15 protein-coding genes are annotated in these 15,848 nt (G+C 69.6%); 12 read left to right on the top strand and 3 right to left on the bottom strand.

From position 1 onward, the window contains the following. Positions 1–20: 20 nt before the first annotated feature. The 3 genes from AC5RVD_RS00430 to AC5RVD_RS00420 all read left to right on the top strand — a co-directional run bounded on the left by AC5RVD_RS00430 (position 21) and on the right by AC5RVD_RS00420 (position 2,570). Positions 21–788, top strand: a complete 768-nt coding sequence (locus tag AC5RVD_RS00430) for an enoyl-CoA hydratase/isomerase family protein (RefSeq protein WP_494112502.1) — start codon at positions 21–23, stop codon at positions 786–788. 97 nt (positions 789–885) lie between these two features. Next, on the top strand, positions 886–1,842 hold the full coding sequence (locus AC5RVD_RS00425) for a 2-hydroxyacid dehydrogenase (protein WP_494125606.1): 957 nt from the start codon (positions 886–888) through the stop codon (positions 1,840–1,842). 92 nt (positions 1,843–1,934) lie between these two features. After that, positions 1,935–2,570, top strand: a complete 636-nt coding sequence (locus tag AC5RVD_RS00420) for a dihydrofolate reductase family protein (protein WP_494112429.1) — start codon at positions 1,935–1,937, stop codon at positions 2,568–2,570. A 54-nt stretch (positions 2,571–2,624) separates the two neighbouring features. On the opposite strand, the gene AC5RVD_RS00415 is transcribed toward AC5RVD_RS00420, so the two are convergent. After that, complete coding sequence (locus AC5RVD_RS00415; RefSeq protein WP_493989481.1) at positions 2,625–3,086, bottom strand: Lrp/AsnC family transcriptional regulator; 462 nt, start codon at positions 3,084–3,086, stop codon at positions 2,625–2,627. 241 nt (positions 3,087–3,327) lie between these two features. Here AC5RVD_RS00415 and pdhA point away from each other — a divergent pair, with 241 nt between their 5' ends. From pdhA to AC5RVD_RS00390, 5 genes are all read left to right on the top strand, one after another. Beyond that, positions 3,328–4,488: a pyruvate dehydrogenase (acetyl-transferring) E1 component subunit alpha gene (pdhA, locus tag AC5RVD_RS00410; protein ID WP_494112430.1), complete on the top strand. Its 1,161-nt coding sequence runs from the start codon at positions 3,328–3,330 to the stop codon at positions 4,486–4,488. Between the two features lie 29 nt (positions 4,489–4,517). Next, positions 4,518–5,564 (top strand): alpha-ketoacid dehydrogenase subunit beta, encoded by a 1,047-nt coding sequence (locus tag AC5RVD_RS00405; protein WP_494112431.1) that lies wholly within the window; start codon positions 4,518–4,520, stop codon positions 5,562–5,564. A 2-nt stretch (positions 5,565–5,566) separates the two neighbouring features. Next, the gene (locus AC5RVD_RS00400) at positions 5,567–7,135 is read left to right on the top strand and encodes a dihydrolipoamide acetyltransferase family protein (protein ID WP_494125605.1); all 1,569 of its coding nucleotides are present in this window, start codon (positions 5,567–5,569) and stop codon (positions 7,133–7,135) included. 188 nt (positions 7,136–7,323) lie between these two features. Then, on the top strand, positions 7,324–7,539 hold the full coding sequence (locus AC5RVD_RS00395; RefSeq protein WP_494112433.1) for a hypothetical protein: 216 nt from the start codon (positions 7,324–7,326) through the stop codon (positions 7,537–7,539). 143 nt (positions 7,540–7,682) lie between these two features. Next, positions 7,683–8,525, top strand: coding sequence for an MBL fold metallo-hydrolase (locus AC5RVD_RS00390; RefSeq protein ID WP_494125604.1), 843 nt, complete (start codon positions 7,683–7,685; stop codon positions 8,523–8,525). A gap of 27 nt (positions 8,526–8,552) precedes the next feature. Here AC5RVD_RS00390 and AC5RVD_RS00385 read toward each other — a convergent pair whose 3' ends face one another. Then, entirely contained in the window at positions 8,553–9,125 is a 573-nt protein-coding gene (locus tag AC5RVD_RS00385) for a GNAT family N-acetyltransferase (RefSeq protein ID WP_494125603.1), read from the bottom strand. A 75-nt stretch (positions 9,126–9,200) separates the two neighbouring features. Then, positions 9,201–10,112, bottom strand: a complete 912-nt coding sequence (locus tag AC5RVD_RS00380; RefSeq protein WP_494112436.1) for a phosphatase PAP2 family protein — start codon at positions 10,110–10,112, stop codon at positions 9,201–9,203. A gap of 67 nt (positions 10,113–10,179) precedes the next feature. Here AC5RVD_RS00380 and AC5RVD_RS00375 point away from each other — a divergent pair, with 67 nt between their 5' ends. The 4 genes from AC5RVD_RS00375 (at position 10,180) to AC5RVD_RS00360 (ending at position 15,782) form a co-directional block, all read left to right on the top strand. Continuing rightward, a complete protein-coding gene (locus AC5RVD_RS00375; RefSeq protein WP_494125602.1) occupies positions 10,180–11,214 on the top strand; it encodes an o-succinylbenzoate synthase in 1,035 nt (344 codons plus the stop codon). 185 nt (positions 11,215–11,399) lie between these two features. Continuing rightward, the gene (locus tag AC5RVD_RS00370) at positions 11,400–13,379 is read left to right on the top strand and encodes an HNH endonuclease signature motif containing protein (RefSeq protein ID WP_494125601.1); all 1,980 of its coding nucleotides are present in this window, start codon (positions 11,400–11,402) and stop codon (positions 13,377–13,379) included. Between the two features lie 34 nt (positions 13,380–13,413). Continuing rightward, entirely contained in the window at positions 13,414–13,713 is a 300-nt protein-coding gene (locus tag AC5RVD_RS00365) for a hypothetical protein (RefSeq protein ID WP_494112439.1), read from the top strand. Next, on the top strand, positions 13,710–15,782 hold the full coding sequence (locus AC5RVD_RS00360; protein ID WP_494125600.1) for a PhoX family protein: 2,073 nt from the start codon (positions 13,710–13,712) through the stop codon (positions 15,780–15,782). Before AC5RVD_RS00365 ends, AC5RVD_RS00360 begins: the two co-directional genes overlap by 4 nt. Positions 15,783–15,848: the final 66 nt, after the last annotated feature.

The following is a 15,848-nucleotide window of genomic DNA, read 5'->3' as shown; positions in this document are numbered from 1 at the left end:
CCCGAAGGAGCCGCATGAGCATGATTGAGCTGTCCATCGAGGACAACATCGCCGAAGTGGTGCTCAACGCACCGGGCAAGATGAATGCGCTGGACGAACAGGCGCTCAATGATCTGGGCAAGGCGTACGACGACGCCGCAGCCGCCGGCGTCCGGGCGCTGCTGCTCCGCGGTGAGGGCCGCGGCTTCTGCGCCGGCCGCGACATTTCCCGCGTGGATCCGGCGACCGACGATGCCTACGGTTACCTGTCCGGCGTCGTCACCCCGGTCCTGCGCAAGATGGCGGAGTTCCCCGCGCCCACCTTCGCCGCCGCGCAAGGGGCGGCGCTCGGCGTGGGGCTCGGCCTGCTGATCGCCACGGATGTGGTGTACGTGGCCGACAGCGCCAAGATCGGCTCGCCGTTTGCCAACCTGGGGGCCACCCTGGACTCGGGCGGCCACTGGCTGTTCACCGAGCGGCTCGGCGCGCACCGCACGCTGGATCTGATCTACACCGCCGAACTGATGAGCGGCGAGGAAGCGGTGAAGGCCGGGCTGTTCAGCCGCGCCATGCCGGCGGAGGATCTGCTGGAAACCACCCGCGGCATCGTGGGCAAGGTGGCCCAGGGCGCCACCGGCGCATTCCGTGCGTCCAAGGAGCTGGTGGCGAACATCCGCGACCAGCGGCTGGGCCTGTGGCTCGCCACCGAAGAGGAGAACGCCGCGCAGGGCCGGCTGTGCAAGAGCGACGACTACGCCGAAGGCTTCAAGGCCTTCCAGGAGAAGCGCAAGCCGGTTTTCAAGGGCTGACGGCGGGCCAAGGCCGGTGCCGCGCAGCCGGAGGGTAGGCTTCCACGCGTAGCCCGTTCGCGCTGCCGGGCCTCCCGGCCTCTGCTCCAGGAGTCACATGAATGCCGCCCCGCCTGTCATCACGACCGTGGCCTGCCCCGACCGGGACCTGATGGCCGCTCTGGAACCCCTGCCGGCGGGGATCCGCACCGTCTTTTGGGACTTCGACGGCGACCCCGCGGGTGCCAGGCTGGACCAGCTCGAGGCCGTGGTGCTGCCGTATCCGGACATGGCCGACGCGCTCCCCAGCCTGCCGAAGCTGCAGAACCTGAAGCTGGTGCAGACCCAAACCACCGGCGTCGACGGGGTCGCCGCCGTCGTCGGACCGGACGTCGCCATCGCCAGCGCGGCCGGGGTGCACGCCGCCGCGACCGCCGAACTCGCCGTCGGGCTCGTGCTTGCCTCCTTGCGCGGGATCGACGTCGCCGCGCGTGACCAGCCCGAGGGGCGGTGGCGCCATGTGCGCCGGCTGTCGCTGGCGGACCGAAAGGTGCTGCTCGTCGGCGTGGGCGGCATCGGCCGGGAAATCGCGCGCCGGCTGGAGCCCTTCGAAGTGCAGCTAACTCGGGTGGGGACCCGCGCCCGGGACGACGGCGAGGGCCACGTCCACGGCACGGACGAGCTGACGGAGCTGGCCGCGTCCCACGAGGTGCTGATCCTCATCACACCGCTGACGGACGCCACCCGCGGGTTGATCGATGCCGGGGTCCTGGCAGCCCTCCCGGACGGGGCGCTGGTGGTCAACGTCGCGCGCGGGGCGGTGGTCGACACGGAGGCCCTGACCGCGGAGGTCGTCTCCGGCAGGCTGAAGTGCGCGTTGGATGTCACCGATCCCGAACCGCTGCCACCGGACCACCCGCTGTGGCGGGCCGGCAACGCGCTGATCACCCCGCACCTGGGCGGCGACACCACGGCGTTTGAACCGCGGATCGTCCGGCTCCTGAAGCATCAACTGGCGGCTGTCGCAGCCGGCCAGGCGCCGGAGAACCTGGTGCAGCCGGGCCACTTTCGATAACCCGGGGCGGGGTCTGGACAACCCTCCTGCCCCGCGGGCACGATGAAGGCGGCGCGTCGGGCAGCGGGCCGGCGCCGGAGGAGGGATGACCTATGGGCATCATCGTGGCCAACATGTTCCTCACACTCGACGGTGTCTACCAGGCGCCGGGCGGAGCCGACGAGGACCCGGAGCACGGCTTCGAATACGGCGGCTGGCAGGCGCCGTTCTTCGACGAAGCATCCGGCGAGGCGATCGGGGCCGTCATCGACCGCATCGACGCGCTGCTGCTCGGGCGGAAGACCTACGACATCTTCGCGGGCTACTGGCCGAATGCCGGCGACGACTCTCCGATCGCGGTGAAGTTCAACGCGGCGCCGAAGTACGTCGTGTCGACGACGCTCACCGAGCCTGCCTGGGCGGGCACGACGGTGCTGCACGATGCCATGGCGGCCGCGCACCTTCGCGAACGGCACGACGAGGTGCACGTGTTCGGCAGCGGCGACCTGTTGCAGTCGTTGTTCACCGAGGACGTGGTCCACCGCCTCAACCTCTGGCTGTATCCGCTCACGCTTGGCAGCGGGAAGCGGCTCTTCGGCCCCGGCACGATTCCGGCGTCATTCCGCCTCGCCGGCCCTGCCCGCACCTTTGACAAGGGCTCGGTGGCACTGGTGTATGAGCGTGCGGGCGAGGTCGAGACCGGCGACATGACCGAGGTCGAGGCGCGCGGGAGCGGGGACGTCGGCTGAGCTCCTGATCCTCCACTGCTGCGGGGGTGCGGGTGCCGTGGCCTGCCGGCCGGTTCAGCGGGTGTCCAGGTCCTCGAACACCAGGAAGGTCTGGGTATCGAGGATGCCGGGCATGGACTGGATCTGGTCGAAGATGACCCGGCGAAGGTCCACGTTGTCCACGGCACGGACCAGCAGGATGACATCGAAGTTCCCGCCGACCAGGGCGATGTGGTGCACCTCGGGGATGGCGCGCAGGGCTTCGCGCAGCTCGCGCCAGGAGTGCTGGCGCAGCTTCAAGGTCACGTAGGCGGAGGCCTTCAACCCCGCCTTAATCGGGTCCACCAACGCCGTGAACTTGGTCAGCACCCCCGCCTCGGTCAGCCGCGCAATGCGCGAGTAGGCGTGTGCCCGGGAGATGTGGACGTTTTCGGCGACCGCAGTCACGGACAACCGGCCGTCCCGAGTCAGTTCCGCCAGGATCCGGCGGTCGATCTCATCCAGCTGCGGAACTTTCACGGCGGCACCGTTGGCCATCTGTCTACACCTCGCGGGGTTATCCAGCTCACATTAACAATTCGTCTCCAAGACTACGACCAGACAGGCAAATATTCCACGTTTTCCGGCATAAGTGGATACGAAATGTAGCCGAATCCATACTAAAGCTACACAGTTTCTTCACGCAGAGCCGCCCGCGCTGTGCAGGGCAGCGGGCACCGGCGCCGCCGACGCCGACCGCCGACCGCAGACCGCAGACCAAGGATTCGAGGGAGACACCATGACCATCTCAACCGGTAACCCGATCGAGGGTTCGATGTCCGACCCGTCCGGCCGCGCCGGCATGGATGATCCGGTCACCGCCGAGGCCTACATGCTGCCCTCCGAGCAGCCCGTGCAGTTGGTGGACCCGGACGGCCGGCACGTGCACAACGACAAGTACCCGCTGCCCGACGGCGAAGCCCTGCTGGACGCCTACCGCGAACTGGTGGTCGGCCGCCGCGTCAACGACCAGGCCAACGCCCTGGTCCGCCAGGGCAGGCTGGCCGTCTACCCGTCATCCCACGGCCAGGAAGCCTGCCAGGTGGCGGCCGCCCTGTGCGTGGGCCGGGACGATTGGCTGTTCCCGACGTACCGCGACACCGTCGCCGTGATCGCCAAGGGCGTCGACCCCGTGCAGACCCTGACCCTGCTGCAGGGCGACTGGCACGGCGGCTACGACCCCTACGAGCACAAGGTATCGATCCAGGCCACCCCGCTGGCCACCCAGCTGCTGCACGCCGTCGGCGTTGCCCACGCCGCCAAACTCAAGGGCGAGGACACCGTCGTCGTCGCGCTCTGCGGAGACGGGGCCACCAGCGAGGGCGACTTCCACGAGGCACTGAACTTCGCCGCCGTGTTCCACCTCCCGGTCGTGTTCTTCGTGCAGAACAATCAGTACGCCATCTCCGTCCCGCTGAACAAGCAAACGGTGGCGCCGTCGCTGGCGCACAAGGCCATCGGGTACGGCATGCCGGGCGAGCGCGTGGACGGCAACGACACTGCCGCGTTGCTGGCCGTGCTCGGCAAGGCCGTGACCCGCGCCCGCGAAGGCGGCGGCCCTGCCCTGGTGGAGGCGCACACCTACCGGATGCAGTCGCACACCAACGCCGACGACGCCACCCGCTACCGCACCGAGGATGAAGTGGCCGAGTGGGCGCCGAAGGACCCGCTGGTGCGCCTGCGGACCTACCTCAAGCAGCTGAACGTCCTGGACGAGGCGCTGGAAGAGGAGATCGCCGGGCGGGCCGAAACCGTGGCCGCGCAGATGCGCGACGGCCTCAACGCCGAGACCGAGGTGGACCCGGAGGACCTGTTCCGTTTCGTCTACACCGAAAAGACCAGCCAGCTGCGCGAGCAGGCCGCCATGCTCCGCGACGAGCTCTCGCGCGAGTCGGCCTGAGCGCCGCCGCCGACCTAAAAGGACACACCATGAGCACAACAATGACGTTCGCCAAGGCGCTGAACACGGCCCTGGCCGACGAGATGGAAGCCGACCGCTCCGTCGTCGTCTTCGGTGAAGACGTGGGCCCGCTGGGCGGCGTTTTCCGCATCACCGACGGCCTCACCAAGCGGTTCGGCGAGGAACGCTGCTTCGACACCCCGCTGGCCGAATCCGGCATCATGGGCATGGCGATCGGCATGGCGATGAACGGCCTCCGCCCGGTGGTGGAGATGCAGTTCGATGCGTTCGCCTACCCGGCGTTCGAGCAGGTGGTCTCGCACGTGGCCAAGATGCCAAACCGGACCCGCGGCAGGGTCAAGCTGCCGATGGTCATCCGGATTCCGTACGCCGGCGGCATCGGGGGAGTGGAGCACCACTGCGACTCCTCGGAGTCCTACTACGCGCACACGCCGGGCCTGACCGTCGTGGCGCCGGCCACGGTGGAGGACGCGTACACCATGCTCCGCGAGGCCATCCGCTTCCCGGATCCCGTGGTGTTCCTGGAGCCGAAGAAGCTCTACTTCTCGAAGGAGCAGCTGGACCTCGAAGCGCTGCAGTCGCAGTGGGCCGCCCCCGAGATCGTGCAGGGATCCGGGGCGGGGCAGGCCGGAACCGCCGGGTCCGGCATCGGCCGCGCCGTCGTCGCCCGCGAGGGAACCGACGCCACGCTGATCACGTACGGTCCGTCCGTGCCCACCGTCATGCAGGCCGCCGCGGCCGCCGCCGAGGAGGGGCGCTCGCTGGAGGTGATCGACATCCGGTCGATCGTGCCGTTCGACGATGAAACCGTGATGGCGTCGGTGCGCAAAACCGGCCGCGCCGTGGTGGTAGCGGAGGCCCCCGGCTTCGCGTCCGTCGCCTCCGAGATCGTGGCGCGGGTGCAGGAGCGCTGCTTCCACTCGCTGGCCGCGCCGGTGCTGCGCGTGACCGGTTTCGACATTCCGTATCCCGCGCCCAAGCTGGAGCGGCACTACCTGCCCAGCGTGGACCGCATCCTGGACGCGGTGGATGAACTTCAGTGGGAGGACGCGTAGCCATGTCGCGACAGGTATTCAAACTGCCCGACCTCGGCGAAGGCCTGACCGAGGCCGAGCTGGTCAACTGGCTGGTCAAGGTGGGCGACGAGATCCGCGTGGACCAGCCGGTGGCCGAAGTGGAGACGGCCAAGTCCATGGTGGAGGTGCCCAGCCCGTTCGCGGGGACCGTCGCGGTGCTGCACGGGGCGGCCGGCGACACCCTGGACGTGGGCAAGCCCCTCATCTCCGTGGACGCGCCGGGCTACGTGCACGACGACGGCGGATCGGGAGTCGCGCCGCAGGCACCCCGGGCGGGGGAGGCTGCCGCCGCGGTCGCGGCGGGAGATGCTCCGGACCCGGACCGCGCGAGGGCAGGCGCTGCCCATCCCGACGGCGAGGCCTACCGGAGGGAGGAGCGCGCCGGCATCCAGGAACCGGCCGAATCGGGCTCCGGCAACGTGCTGATCGGCTACGGCACACCCGGCGGGTCGGCGGGATCCAAGCGCACCCGCAAGCCTAAGAGCGGACGCGTTGCCGTGGCGACCCTCCCGCCTGCGCCGACGGCTGTTGCGGCGGCTGCGGCTCCTGCGGCGGCTGCGCCGGCTGCGCCGGTGGCCGCACCGGCGACGGCGGAAACACAGGCGGAACCCGTGCCGGCCGGCGGCGGCCGGGCCCCGCTGGTCATCTCACCCCTGGTCCGCAAGCTGGCCCGCGACGCGGGTCTCCGCTTGACCGACATCACGGGCTCGGGCGCGGGCGGCATGGTGCTGCGCAAGGACGTGGAGGCCGCGCTGGCCGGAGTCACGGGCCCCGCCAGCGGCCTGGCCGGTGCCGGGACCCCAACCCGCGCGGAGGTTCGCACGACCGATGCCGCCGGCACCGACGCCCGTACCGGCCTGGGCATCGCCAGCCGCACCCCCATGAAGGGCGTGCGGAAGACGGTGGCCCAGGCCATGTCCCGCAGCCGCAGCGAGATCCCCGAGGCCACCGTCTGGGTGGACGTGGACGCCACCGCCCTGCTGCAGATGCGCGCCGACCTCAAGCGCCGCGATCCGGAGAACACGCCGGGGCTGCTGGCGTTCATCGCCCGGTTCGTGCTGGCCGGCCTGGCCAGATATCCGGAGTTGAACACCCGGGTGGAAGGCGAAGAGATCGTCGGGTTCGACGGCGTCAACCTGGGCTTCGCCGCCCAGACCGACCGCGGGCTGATGGTGCCGAGCGTGCGCAACGCCGACAGGCTCAGCGCCCGCCAGCTGGACACCGAGATCAGGCGGCTCACCGCCGTCGCCCGCGACGGCAAGGCCACGCCGGCCGAGCTGACCAGCGGCACCTTCACGCTGAACAATTACGGCGTGTTCGGTGTGGACGGCAGCGCCGCGATCATCAACTACCCCGAAGTGGCGATCCTCGGCGTCGGCCGCATCATCGACAAGCCGTGGGTGGTGGACGGGCAGCTAGCCGTCCGGAAGGTCACCGAACTGGTGCTTGCCTTCGACCACCGCGTCTGCGACGGCGGCACCGCCGGCGGCTTCCTGCGCTACGTCGCGGACGCCATCGAAAACCCCGGCAGCGTCCTCGCCGACCTGTAGCAGCTCCCCGCCGGCCGGCACCCGAACCGGCCGGCGGGAGCCCTGGGTTGGCCTGCGTCCGAGCCGCACGGCGGCAGCCCAAAGCGGCCGGCGGCAGTTCGAAGCGGACGGGGACGGGTCGAGGTTGCCTGCGGACAGCCCAAAATTTTTTCCTAGCTGGCCCGTCCCGGCGGCGCTACCCTTAGGGCATGGTCACTCTGCCAGAGGCGTACAAAAAGTACCTCTCCCGCTTGTCTGCACACCATGCCGAGGCGCTTCGGCCGGCGTTCCTCGAGTCGGCTGCCGATGGGGAACACGGCGTGATGGTCCGCGGCATGGGCTCCAAGCATGTGCAGGCGTACGTCGACGACTCCGTGCCGTTCGGCGAGGTGCGCGAGGTGCTTCGCTCCGTCCACGAAGCCTGAGTGCGGGACGCTCGACAGTAGACCGCCGCCGGTGGCCGCGGTCGGGTGGCCGGGTGCGCCGACGGGCGGGCACGGTACCGTAGCAGGATCAGGCTGCGCGCGTCCGCGCGGCCGTGTTCGACACGATGGAGGGTGACGGCCGGATGAGCGATGCCGCCCGATCAGTGGACAAGACCGGCGAGCCGGCGGAATGCGAGCAGGTGGCACCCGGCAACTACGTGATCAGGACGCGGGAGTATCTGTTGAACTCCGGGCTCGTCGTCGGCCGGAAGAAGGCCCTGGTGGTGGATACCGGTGCCGGGCCGCGGCAGGCGCGGCGGATTTACGCGGCCGTACGCGCGTTGACCAAGCTGCCGCTCGTCGTCGTCAACACGCATTTCCACTACGACCACGTCTTTGGCAACGCCTACTTCGCGGCCCAGGGCGTGCAGGACTTTTACGCGCACCGCAATTGCGCGCACGACATCGCCGAATACGGCGTGCTCCAGCGTGAGGCAGTCGGGGGGACGGAACCGGAAATGGCGGCCGCCGACGGGGAGCATACCGAAATTAAGATGCCCAACAAGCTGGTCGATGCGGAGACCACCGTCGATCTGGGCGAAGTCAGCGTCAAACTCTTCCATCTGGGCCGCGGCCACACCGACGGCGACCTGCTGGTCGGTTCGCCCACCACGCTTTTTGCCGGTGATCTGGTGGAGCAAGGCGCCCCGCCCGCCTTCGAAGATTCCTACCCGCGCGATTGGGTGGAAACGCTGCGCCGGATTTCCGGGCTGCGGCACGAGTACGACGTGCTGGTGCCCGGCCACGGCCAGACCGTCAGCGACGCCTTCGTGAAGAACATGTGCGAGACCATGACCCTGGCCGTCCGGATGGGCGAACAGGCCAGCCGCGACACTCCCGCAGACTCCACCAAGGCCATCCCCATCCTGCCCTACGGCCCCGCGCAGTCCCGCGCCCTGCTGCAGCGCTTAACCGCCACCCGCTAAGCGGCGCGGCGGCGAGGGAGTGGGGCGTCAGCCCAGGTCAAGCCGCATGAGCACGCGGGGGAACCCGTTCAGCACCGAGTCGGTGTCTGCCGCCTTCGTGAAGCCGGCCTGTTCGAAGAGCTTTCGGGTGCCAACGTAGGCCATGGTGAGGTCGACCTTCTTGCCCTCGTTGTCGAGCGGGTAGCCCTCAACGGCGGGGGCACCATGCCCGCGTGCGAGGTCGACGGCGCCCGCGAGCAGGCGGTGCGAGATCCCCTGGCCGCGATGCCCCGGCCGCACCCGGATGCACCACGCCGACCACACGTCGGCGTCGTCCACGTGCGGAATCTTGCGGTTGCGCGCAAACGCCGTGTCGGCCCGGGGGTGCACGGCGGCCCAGCCGACCACTTCGTCGCCGTCGTAGGCGAGCACTCCGGGCGGCGGGTCCTGGCCGCACAAGCGCTCGACGAGGGCCCCTCGATCCTTGCCCCGCAACGAGACGTTGTCTTTCGACGGAAGGCGATAGCTGAGGCACCAACAGACATTCGCATCGGCGCGCTTTGGCCCCAGCATGGTCTTCACGTCGCCGAACACCGTTGCCGGACGCACCTCGATGGCCATGGAATCACCCTGCCACCGCCATCCGATGCTGGCAATGCTCCGGACCCCGCCGCGTCTACCGTTCCCGCGCGTGACTCAATGGCGGCGCGACTGGAGGCCGAAGAGCCAGGTCAGCAGGGCGCTGAGCAGCATGCCGGTGCCGGTGATCAGGCCCATGCCGGCCCAAAAGAACAACGGGATCCTGCCGGTGCCGGGGACAGGCGCGGCGCCGGCCTGTTGCGCGAGCAGGTAGAGCCCCGCGGCGGCGCCGATGCCCAGCACGGCCAGCAGCCAGCACAGCCGGGGCCACCAGGCGGACGCCGCCCAGAAGCTGCCGTAGCCGGACCAGATGTTCCAGTCGCTGCCGCGCCGCAGCACGATCGGGCCGGCGGCCAGCACCCAAAAGCCGGCCACCAAAAAGGCGGCCACCACATCCGCCGGGCGGTGCCAGCCGTTGATCAACGTAGCGGCACCGGCCAGCACGGCATACAGGCCGCCGGCGGCCGCAGCGAACGGCCGCCACCGGGGCGAGACCACCAGGAAGATGGCCAGGGCCGCAGCCGTGGCGATGGTGGTGTGCCCCGACGGCAGCGAATTGTGTTCCAGCGTGGGCACGCCGCGGTCGGGCCGGTCGAGGATGAGGTTCTTCAAAATCCACGTGGTCGCCGCCGACGCCGCGACCACCGCCACGCCGACCACGGCCGGCCCCCACCGGCGTCGTACCAAGGCCGCCACCAGCAGCACGACGGCCGCCACGGCGACGGAGATATCCGGCAGCAGGTCCAGGAAGTCCAGGAAAACGCCGCGGCCCAGCCGCCAGCCGGAGTCCGCCTCCGCCCAGGCCGATTCGTCGGCGAACTGCCCGGTGGTGGTGCGGACGAAGGCGTAGTAGTTCAGCACAAAGGCTCCCGCGCACAACAGCGCTCCCAGCCAGAACAGGGCGGGAGCGTGCGCCGCCGGACGGCTGGACGCGGGCCGGGAGCGGACACGGGAACGCTGCGGAGTCATCGATTCTAGGGTCGCACACAATGCTGAGAGCATCCGGGAAGGGCGGCCGGCCGTACAGTTGGAGTTGATGAGACCGCACCAGATTCCCGATGTTTCCGGGCTTTCCGACCGGCCGGAGCTCCCCGACCTCGCCGACCTGCTGGCCGCCGCGCGCGTTGTGTCGCTGCCGATGAAGGTCCGCTTCCGCGGGGTGATGCAGCGCGAGGTGCTGCTGTTTGAGGGCCCCGCGGGCTGGGCGGAGTTCTCGCCCTTTCTTGAGTACGACGACGACGAAGCCGCCGCGTGGCTGGCGGCCGCGGTGGAGGCCGGCTGGCGGGGCTTCCCGGACCCGGTCCGGGACAGTATCCCCGTCAACGCCACGGTTCCCGCGGTGGCGCCGGCGGACGTGCCCGGCGTGCTGGCCCGTTACGACGGTGTGCAGACGGTGAAGATCAAGGTTGCCGAATCCGGTCAAGACGTCGAGCAGGACGTGGCCCGCGTTGCGGCCGTCCGTGCCGCAGCCCCGCACGCTGCCCTGAGGGTGGATGCCAACGGCGGCTGGGATGTTCCCACGGCCGTGGAGGCGTTGACCCGGCTGGCCGGGTACTCGCTGGAGTACGCCGAGCAGCCGGTCCCCGACATCGCCGGGCTGCGGGCGGTGCGGACCGAACTGCGCCGGCGCGGCATCCCCATCCCGATCGCGGCCGACGAAAGCGTGCGCAAGGCCGCCGACCCCTTGCGGGTGGCCCGCGAAGACGCCGCCGACCTGATCGTGGTCAAGGTGCAGCCCCTCGGGGGCGTGCGGCGGGCGCTGGAGATCGTCGCGCAAGCCGGGCTCCCCGCCGTCGTCAGTTCTGCCCTGGACTCCTCCGTGGGAATCCGTGCCGGCGTGGCCTTGGCGGCGGCGCTGCCGGAACTTCCCTTTGCCTGCGGGTTGGCGACGGTGTCCCTGATGGGCGCCGACGTGGCGGCTGAACCGCTGGTGCCGGTGGCCGGGCGCCTCCCGGTGCGCGACGTGGTGCCCGACGCGGACCTGCTGGATCGTCTTGCTGCGCCCGAGGACCGGCGGCAGTGGTGGCTGGAACGGCTGGCACGGACGTACCGGCTGCTGGAGTTGACGTAGGGGCGGGGGAACGGCCGCGCGAACCCACCGGCTGGGGCGTGCCCTTTCCACACGCCGGTGGCTCTCCAGATTGAATTGCGTGGCTTAATCGTCCGGTGAGCGCAGCCTAGACGTGCCCACTCCGTGCACTGTTGGTGTCAGAAAGAGGCCCTCAAACTGTCCGAGGCAGCCGGTAGCGTGAGGATATGGAGGGCGAGGGCATCGAGCTTCGGTTGCCGGTTCCGGGACAGGGACTGGTGATGGACCTTGGTGTGCCCTCGCGTCCGGACAGTTCCCTGCTGGAAGCGCTGCTGCAGCAGGTGGTGGCAGAGGCGCTGCTGCGACGTTATGGCATCGGGCCTGATCGCGCCGGACTCTTTCCGACGACCGCTGACCTTGGTGCCGCTGGCGACGCCAGCTCTGCAGAGGTTTCTTCCCCAACCGAAGACGCCGGTGGCGAGCCTGTGGTCCACGAGGGTGGGATGGGCAAACCCTTGGGGCCGGAGGGCGCCGGGGGCAAGCCTGTCGTGCCCGAGGGCACCGGGTGCAGGCCGGTGGTGCCCGAGGGTGGGGTGGGCGTGCCTGCCGTGTTGGCCGGCCTGTTGGCGGTGGTGGAGCCAGCGGAACTGGATGACGCGCAGACCATGGATTATCTCTTGGCCGCGGCGCGGGTGGAGGCGTGGGTGCAGTCGTGCCAGGTCAAGGCGTTGGACCGCTTCGCCCGGCTTCGTCCCGGCGTTGGCGCCGACCGCGACCCGGAAGGATTTTCCCGCTTCGCGCCGCAGGAAATCTCGGCACACCTCTGCACGGGGGATGCTGCGGCGCGGGCCATGCTGGCCGATGCCCGGCACATCTGCTCGCACCTGCCGGGCACGCTCGAGGCGATGGGCCGCGGTGACCTGGACCTGCCGCGCGCGAAAGCGCTGGCCCGCGGCTCCGCGGACCTGCCGGCGGAGTGTCTGCAGGATTTCGAAGCCGCGGTGCTGCCGGGCGCCGGGGACATCACGCTGGACGCGGTCCGGTCCCGTGCCCGGCGGATGCGGGACCGGCTGCACCCGGAGTCCTTGGCGGAGCGGCACCGGCGGGCGAACGAGTCCCGGGACGTGCAGCTGACCGACCAGGACGACGGGATGGCCGAATTGTGGATCCGCACCAGCGCGGACAAGGCGCATCTGGTTTTCGACCGGATCCAGGCCACGGCCCGCTCCCTCCAAGGCCCCGGCGAAGAACGGACCCTGCCCCAGCTGCGCGCCGACGTGTTCACCGACCTGCTGCTGAGCGACGGCACTGCCCTGGCTGGCGCCGCGAACACCGCGAAGGCGGAAGACACGGTACCGGCAGCGCCGGCACCAGCACAGATGTCCGCCGGCAGCGGCAGCGGCAGCGGCAGCGGCAGCTTTGCTGGAGGCATGTCCGGGGACGGCACGGTTGCGGTTCCCAGGCCGGCACCGGCCGACGGCGGCGGTGGCCGTACCGCACCCGGCAGCGGTGACCGCGCCGGAGCGGGGCCGGGGATGCTGGTCACCATGCCCCTGACCACGCTGCTGGGGTGGAACGAAGAACCCGGAGACTTGGCCGGGCACGGACCGATTCCACCGGACATGGGACGGCAACTGGCCCAGCTGGCGAAATCCTGGTTGCTGGTGCTCACCGACGACCATGGTCAGGCGATCGCGGCCGCCCGGAAGCTGCGGCTTCCGCCCGAGTGGCTCAAGCGGCTGGTCCGTGTCCGGGACCGGCACTGCCGTTTCCCTGGCTGCCGCCGCGCGGCCCGATACTGCGAGATCGACCATGTCCTCGCGTGGGACGACGGCGGGCCGACTGTGCTGGAAAACCTGCAGTGCCTGTGCAGCGCGCATCATGCGGCGAAGACCGGCGGGCACGCCCGGGCCGCTGCCGGGCCACACGGCGAGATCACGTGGACCACGCGCACCGGCCACCGCAAAAGCACGCATCCGGACGAGGGCTGGGACACCCTCCTGCCCCGGCCGAAGGAAACGGAAGCCGCCACCAACGGCGGAAGCGGATACAACACCGACGGCGCCGAAGATACAGCCGGAGACGCGGCCTCCGGCGGTGGAGCCAGCACCGGCGGCACGCGGGGTCGGAAGCCCCGCCGTACGTTGGGCGGCATCGAGCTGCCCGACGACGGGGACGCCGATCCGACTGCGCCGCCCCCGTTCTGACTCCGGCGCTGCATCGCAGCTGAAGGCCTCACGGGTGGCGCTTCTACAGCCGGCAACGGTGTCGCGGGTCCGGAATGCTGGTCACGACCACGCTGCTGGGACCCACCAGGAGTCCGGGGACCTTGCCGGGCACGGGCTGATTCCAACGGATGAAGCCCTGGAAACACTCGAACCCCGCGCCATGAAAACTCGAAGCCTCGCCGCCGCGGAACCGCTCGGCAAGGTGTTTTGCCTGCCGTTGGCCGAAAATTCACCACTGCTCGGCCTGCCGGTCGAATTCGTTCACCACACTGGAGGACGATCCGACAGTTCTAAGCAGAAGGTGAAGACGTGACCGAAACCAAGAAGCGCTACCTGCCGATGCTGGGCCATGTGTCCGGAAAACGCAGCGCCGTGACCTGCGCGCTCAAGTGCGACAACGCCTGTGCCAAGGGCGTCTGCAACACCTCGGACAATAACTACTTCCGGGACATCGTCTCCGCCGAATACTCCCGCCGCCGGATGATGGGGTTGGGCGGCGCCGGCGCGCTGGCGCTGATGTTCGGCGGCGGGGCGGCCGCGGAGGCACAGGTTGGGCTGGCCCCGGCCGCCAAGGCCGGGCGCGGGCCGGACAACCCAAGCAAGCTCAAGTTCGACGGCATCCAGGCCGTGCCGAACAACGTGGACGACGTCGTGGTGCCCAAGGGCTACAACTGGGATCCGGTGATCCGCTGGGGCGATCCCCTGTTCCATGACAGCCCGGAATTCGATCCGGAGAACCAGACCAAGGAGTCCCAGTCGGGCCAGTTCGGCTACAACAACGACTACCTGGACATCATCGAGATCCCGGGCAGCAAGGGCAAGCGTGCGGTCCTGTTCGCCAACCACGAGTACACCAACGAAGGCATCATGTTCCCGCCGGACATGCCCGTCGAGCGCCAGCGCGAGGTAGCCATGGCCGCGCACGGGCTGTCCGTGGTGGAGCTGGAGCGCAAGGGCAAGGGCCAGCCGTGGACCTACGTCCGCGGCGCCCGGCTGAACCGCCGGTTCCTGATGGACACTGAATACGAACTCACCGGACCTGCTGCCGGCTCCGACCTGCTGAAGACGCAGGCCGATCCCACCGGCCGCATCGTGCTGGGAACGCAAAACAACTGCGCCGGCGGCACCACCCCGTGGGGGACCGTGCTCTCGGGCGAAGAGAACTTCAACCAGTACTTCAAGGTGTCGGCACCGACCGCGGAGCAGCGCCGCTACGGCCTGACCAGTGCCAACCCGTCGCGCGGCTGGCACATCCCGGAACCGCGCTTCGACACCGACCGGCCCGAGGGCAAGAACGAAGACAACCGGTTCGGCTGGATCGTGGAGGTGGACCCGTTCGATCCCACCTCCACCCCGCGCAAGCACACCGCCCTGGGACGGTTCAAGCACGAGGGCGCCAACGTGACCATCGCCGCCTCGGGCCACGCGGTGTCCTACTCCGGCGACGACGAGCGCTTCGACTACCTGTACAAGTTCGTCTCCAAGGGCACCTACCGCGAGGGCGACAAGAAGCACAACATGACCCTGCTGACCGAGGGTGACCTCTATGTGGCCAGCTTCAAGGGCAATTCCCCGCAAAACCAGATCGACGGCTCCGGCGTGCTGCCCTCCGACGGCGCGTTCGACGGCACCGGCCATTGGATCCAGCTGACCCGCGACGGCGAGTCGCTGGTGCCGGGCATGCGGATCGACCAGGTGCTGGTGTACACCCGGCTCGCCGCCGACGCCATGGGTGCCACCAAGATGGACCGCCCGGAGGACGTGGAAATCAACCCGGCAACCGGCAAGATCTACATGGCCTGCACCAACAACACCGCCCGGACCCGCGCGCAGGTGGACGAGCCGAACCCCCGGGCCAACAACCGCCACGGCCACATCGTCGAAATGACCGAGACCGGTGACCAGACCTCCACCGAATTCACCTGGCAACTGATCCTGGTGGCGGGCGATCCGGCAGCGGACGATTTGGTCTACTTCAGCGGCTACCCGGCGGACCAGGTGCAGCCGATTTCCTGCCCGGACAACCTGGCCTTCGATTCGGCCGGAAACCTGTGGGTCTCCACCGATGGGCAGCCCGGCACCATCCAGCGCAACGACGCACTCTTCCGCGTCACGCTGGAAGGACAGGAACGCGGCAAGGTGGAGCAGTTCATGGCCGTTCCGATCGATGCCGAGACCTGCGGACCGCTGATTCACGACGACGACGGGCTGGTGTTCGTCGCCGTCCAGCACCCGGGCGAGGACGGCAGCTGGGGCGCCCAGCGCTCGCTGTTCCCGGACTACGTCGAGGACGGGCGCCGCGCCAAGCCGGGCGACGCCGCGCTGCCCCGGCCGGCCGTGATCCAGATGTTCAAGGGCAAGAACGGGCACATCAAGCGCTAGTCGGGCAACGCTGACGGAAAGCTTGATCCGTCAGCACGTGCCTGGCGGAAGGCCTGGCGGCCGCGT

The sequence above is a fragment of the Arthrobacter sp. THG-b23 genome (assembly GCF_059091265.1).
The sequence above is the reverse complement of the archived record's forward strand: the minus strand, read 5'-3'. Positions and strand labels throughout refer to the sequence as shown.

Excerpts from the sequence above, each read along its gene's own strand:
- AC5RVD_RS00430 (WP_494112502.1), top strand. The coding sequence starts at position 21 with ATGATTGAGCTGTCCATCGAGGACAACATCGCCGAAGTGGTGCTCAAC.
- AC5RVD_RS00425 (WP_494125606.1), top strand. The coding sequence starts at position 886 with ATGAATGCCGCCCCGCCTGTCATCACGACCGTGGCCTGCCCCGACCGG.
- AC5RVD_RS00420 (WP_494112429.1), top strand. The coding sequence starts at position 1,935 with ATGGGCATCATCGTGGCCAACATGTTCCTCACACTCGACGGTGTCTAC.
- AC5RVD_RS00415 (WP_493989481.1), bottom strand. The coding sequence starts at position 3,086 with ATGGCCAACGGTGCCGCCGTGAAAGTTCCGCAGCTGGATGAGATCGAC.
- pdhA (WP_494112430.1), top strand. The coding sequence starts at position 3,328 with ATGACCATCTCAACCGGTAACCCGATCGAGGGTTCGATGTCCGACCCG.
- AC5RVD_RS00405 (WP_494112431.1), top strand. The coding sequence starts at position 4,518 with ATGAGCACAACAATGACGTTCGCCAAGGCGCTGAACACGGCCCTGGCC.
- AC5RVD_RS00400 (WP_494125605.1), top strand. The coding sequence starts at position 5,567 with ATGTCGCGACAGGTATTCAAACTGCCCGACCTCGGCGAAGGCCTGACC.
- AC5RVD_RS00395 (WP_494112433.1), top strand. The coding sequence starts at position 7,324 with ATGGTCACTCTGCCAGAGGCGTACAAAAAGTACCTCTCCCGCTTGTCT.
- AC5RVD_RS00390 (WP_494125604.1), top strand. The coding sequence starts at position 7,683 with ATGAGCGATGCCGCCCGATCAGTGGACAAGACCGGCGAGCCGGCGGAA.
- AC5RVD_RS00385 (WP_494125603.1), bottom strand. The coding sequence starts at position 9,125 with ATGGCCATCGAGGTGCGTCCGGCAACGGTGTTCGGCGACGTGAAGACC.
- AC5RVD_RS00380 (WP_494112436.1), bottom strand. The coding sequence starts at position 10,112 with ATGACTCCGCAGCGTTCCCGTGTCCGCTCCCGGCCCGCGTCCAGCCGT.
- AC5RVD_RS00375 (WP_494125602.1), top strand. The coding sequence starts at position 10,180 with ATGAGACCGCACCAGATTCCCGATGTTTCCGGGCTTTCCGACCGGCCG.
- AC5RVD_RS00370 (WP_494125601.1), top strand. The coding sequence starts at position 11,400 with ATGGAGGGCGAGGGCATCGAGCTTCGGTTGCCGGTTCCGGGACAGGGA.